The sequence below is a fragment of the Fibrobacter sp. genome (genome assembly GCF_017551775.1).
GTDB lineage: Bacteria > Fibrobacterota > Fibrobacteria > Fibrobacterales > Fibrobacteraceae > Fibrobacter.
In genome coordinates, this window is the sequence record NZ_JAFZKX010000069.1 from 1 (window position 1) to 3,673 (window position 3,673).

Here is a 3,673-nt window from a genome sequence, read left to right on the forward strand (position 1 = left end):
TTAACCACGCTGGTTGACCTTGTCGCCGTACTTCTTGATGAGTTCTTCCTGGATGTTGCGCGGCACCGGAGAGTACTTGCAGAATTCCATGGTGAACTCGGCCTTGCCCTGAGTCATAGAGCGGAGGTCGGTAGCGTAACCGAACATTTCGGAAAGCGGAACTTCGGCGGTGATGGTGGTCGTACCGAGTTCTTCGCTCGTACCAGTGATGGTACCGCGACGCTGGGAGACGTTACCCACAACGTTGCCCTGGAATTCGGTCGGGGTGGCGATTTCGACCTTCATGATCGGTTCGAGGATCTGGGCGCCAGCCTTGGCGAAAGCTTCGCGGAAGGCCATACGGGCACAAATCTGGAACGCCATGTCAGAGGAGTCCACCGGGTGGAACGCACCGTCCTGAACTTCCATTTCGATACCCACGACCGGGAAGCCGATGAGGGAACCGGCCTGCATGCAGCTCTGGAAGCCCTTGTCGCAAGACGGGATGTATTCCTTAGGAATACGGCCGCCGACGACGGAGTTCACGAAGTTGTAGACCTTTTCGGAGTCGCCTTCGACAGGCATCGGGCGCATCACGCCGGACATCTTAGCGAACTGACCCGAACCACCGGTCTGCTTCTTGTGGGTGTATTCGAACTTGGCTTCGCGAGTGATGGTTTCGCGGTAAGCAACCTGCGGAGCACCAGTCTGGACGTCGACCTTGTATTCGCGGCGCATACGTTCGATGTACACGTCGAGGTGAAGTTCGCCCATACCCTTGATGATGGTTTCGCCGGATTCCTTGTTGACTTCCACCTGGAACGTCGGGTCTTCCTTGGTGAAGCGGTTGAGGGCCTTGGACATGTTGTCCAGGTCGTCACGGTTCTTGGCTTCGATAACAAGTTCGATAACCGGGTTAGGAACGTGCATGGAAGTCATGTTGTAGTGGTTCTTGCCGTCGGTGAAGGTCGTACCGGAAGCACAGTCGATACCGAACAGTGCAACGATGTCGCCAGCGCCGGCTTCGGTGATGTCCACCATTTCGTCAGCGTGCATACGCACGAGACGGCCCACGGACACCTTCTTGCCGGTGGCCATGTTGGTGATCATGTCGCCCTTCTTGAGGGTGCCCTGGTACACGCGGATGTAGGTGAGCTGGCCGTAGCGGTCGTTCACGAGCTTGAACGCGTAGCAGACGAGCGGTTCGTTGTCTACGCTCTTGAGCACGACTTCGGCTTCGTTGTTGTCGAGGTCGAGGGCCTTGTTTTCAACGTCGGTCGGGCAGGGGAGGTAGTCGATAACACCGTCGAGGAGCTTCTGCACGCCAATGTTCTTGTGGGCGGAACCCATGAACACCGGGGTGATTTCGAGGCGGATGGTGGCTTCGCGGATGGTCTTCTTGATGAGGGCCTTATCGATATCGTCCACACCGTACTGGCCTTCCATGGCCTTTTCCATGATCTCGTCGCTGTAGTCAGCGCAGCAGTCGATGAGCTGGGTGCGGTAGTCGTTAGCCTGGTCGACGAGTTCGGCCGGGATTTCCTTTTCGATCATGTCGTCGCCGTTGGCGCCTTCGAAGTAGTAGGCCTTCATTTCGACGAGGTCGACCACGCCCTTCAGTTGGTCCTCGAGACCGATAGGAATCTGCATGACGCAGGGCTTGTGGTTGAGCTTTTCCTTGAGCATGACGGCCACGCGGAGCGGGTTTGCACCGGAGCGGTCGCACTTGTTGACGAACACGACGCGCGGTACGTGGTAGCGCTTCATCTGGCGGTCAACGGTAATAGACTGGGACTGGACACCTTCGACGCCCGTGAGCACCAGGATGGCGCCGTCGAGCACGCGGAGGGAACGTTCCACTTCGATCGTGAAGTCGACGTGCCCCGGGGTATCGATGATGTTGATGGAGTCGGCTTCGCCGGACTTGGTGTGGGTCCAGTTTGCGAAGGTGGCGGCGGACTGAATCGTGATGCCGCGTTCGCGTTCAAGTTCCATGGAGTCCATCGTGGCACCGACGCCGTCCTTGCCACGGACTTCGTGAATAGCGTGGATACGCTTTGTGAAGTAGAGGATACGTTCGGTAAGAGTGGTCTTACCGGAGTCGATGTGGGCAGAAATACCAATATTTCTGTGCTTTTCAATGTTTTTCATATTTTGTTCCACTAATGGAGTTGATGTTATTGAAGTTTGGGCGCAAATGTAGAAAAATTCAGGGGGTATTCAAGGGGCTATTGGCCGCTTTGGGGGCGTTTTGCATGCTTGAAAACTACGATTGTGATAATTATCGCGGCAAAGGCTATGGCAATCCAGCAAAAATAGCTGGTATCGGTCATCCAGGGGCCGTTATTCATAAAGAAACGTTGGGCTACCGGAGTAAAAAAATCCCCCTGTTCCAGGCTTTCGGTAAAGCCGTCCACGTTAATGGTCATGTAGAAGTGTGAAAGGATTAGCTGCGAGATTACTGTAAAGAATGCCGCTTTGGGGGCAAAATTGGCCTTGTCGAGGACGGAACCGAGTGGAACGAGCAGGAGCGGCAGGAGGGGGGCGATGTGCCTTCCTTCGCTGTCCAGCGCAAAGAAAATGAAAAAAAGTAGCGCAAGGGCGTGTCCTGGCGATTTTTCCATGAATTCCTTGACGAAATCCCTGGCAAAAATAAGGAGAAATACAGGCAGAAGCCCCCAGTAGACAAAATGGCCAACGAACGTGATGAGGGGAAACTTGAGGGGCCTTGCGATGACCTGGAGCAGGAACAGCTTCCCGTCGAAGAAGAATTCTTCGTTCGCAAAAATTCGCAGTATCGCCGAAATGGAGACGATACAGATGGTGATGCCGATGGCCGGTCGCAGGCGGAATGATTTAAGAACGTCGGTGAGGGTATAGGGGAATGGCGGTAATTTTTGTGTGGAGGCGACGAGCCAGCCGCAGACGACAATGGCGACCAGACTGAAAATAATAAGACTGGGCTTGGGACTTGTAAGCAGAAGCCCGTTTAGGCATGCCTCTTTGTGCAGAATGAACGAAAGAGCGACGAGTGCTATGGCGGGTACGGCGTATGCGAAGGGGAGCAGCCTGAAAAATCTTGCGTAGAATGGTCCGGGCGCACTTGCCAAGTTGCCTTTGTTTTGGAAGATGATCAGGGGAATCATTACGTAGGTGACGGTGGGCCAAGTGACAAGGCCGAGGAGGGATATGGCGAAGGCTGTGGCGTTTTTTCCGGTTAGAAAGACGTAATACGATACTAGGGCGATGGTGACGGCGAAAGCATCTGTCTGGAAAGGTTCAAAACTGTTGTCTTTGAGGACGGCAAAGTTGAAAAAGAATAGTGAAAAGAGGATGACCTTCGTGACGCTTTTCCAACCCTTCAGTTTGGCCAACTTGAAGAAGAATAGAACTTGAACGGCCAAGTTCAAGAAATGGCAAACGACCATCCCGGCCATCATGTGGGTGTTGTCCAGCGGGATTCCCGCTAGATTATATACCATATTCATGAGGCAGAATGGGAAAATGCGCTGGATGCGGAAACTGTCGTAGCCGACGGTGAAAATGTCCGTAGAGAAATTCCTGAAAACTTCGCGGTAGAAGGCTCCGTCAAAACCGGCCCCGTTGTTTACGGGAATCTGCTCCGCGTAAAATGAGAATGCGAATAAGGCGAACAGCAAAAATACCAGGAGCGAGGTGGCTTTCTGGCTAAAAA

The 3,673-nt window shown here is 53.9% G+C and carries 2 protein-coding genes; both read right to left on the minus strand.

The window, feature by feature from the left end; translation table 11 throughout:
• On the minus strand, positions 1–2,130 hold the full coding sequence (fusA, locus tag IK012_RS08060; RefSeq protein ID WP_290952904.1) for an elongation factor G: 2,130 nt from the start codon (positions 2,128–2,130) through the stop codon (positions 1–3).
• A gap of 77 nt (positions 2,131–2,207) precedes the next feature.
• The coding region (locus IK012_RS08065) for a hypothetical protein (RefSeq protein WP_290952907.1) at positions 2,208–3,673 on the minus strand (1,466 nt) is incomplete at its 5' end.